Here is a 472-nt window from a genome sequence, read left to right on the forward strand (position 1 = left end):
TGCTCTCCGGCTATCCCTGCGATACGGAATTCCACACGCTCGATCTCGACGCCGACAGCAAGATCGATCTCGTCGTGCCGTCCTTGAGGCGGTTCGGGGACGGGACGGTCCTCCCCGGAGCCAGCTACGACGCGATCATGCGCCGGGGCGATGGACGCTGGGAGGTGTTCGACACCGCGCTCCCGGCCGTGGGACCCGGCGGTCGCGTCGTCTTTCTCGACGTGAACGGCGACGGCTTGCCCGATGCCGTCGAATCCGGCTCCGGCCACCACCAGCTCACAACCTTCTTCAATACGGGGCCGACCTTCGTGCCCTCGCCGTTCCGTACCGTCGACGCGTTCAGCTTCGGCGATCTGTTCGGTTTTCCCGATCAGGACGCGTTCTTCCGGTTCGCCGTCCCGCTCGACTTCAACGGCGACGGGCGGCAGGATCTCCTGATGCCGGTCCCTCCCGGCATGCTGCTGGGCGGCCC

General features: G+C 66.9%; 1 protein-coding gene. It reads left to right on the forward strand.

Features of this window, described 5'->3' with window-relative positions:
• Positions 1-472, forward strand: a 472-nt coding sequence (locus tag BN4575_RS22820) for an FG-GAP-like repeat-containing protein (RefSeq protein WP_176716464.1), incomplete at both ends; no start/stop codon positions are given.

This window comes from Aeromonas sp. EERV15 (assembly GCF_900079845.1).
GTDB lineage: Bacteria > Pseudomonadota > Gammaproteobacteria > Enterobacterales > Aeromonadaceae > Aeromonas > Aeromonas sobria.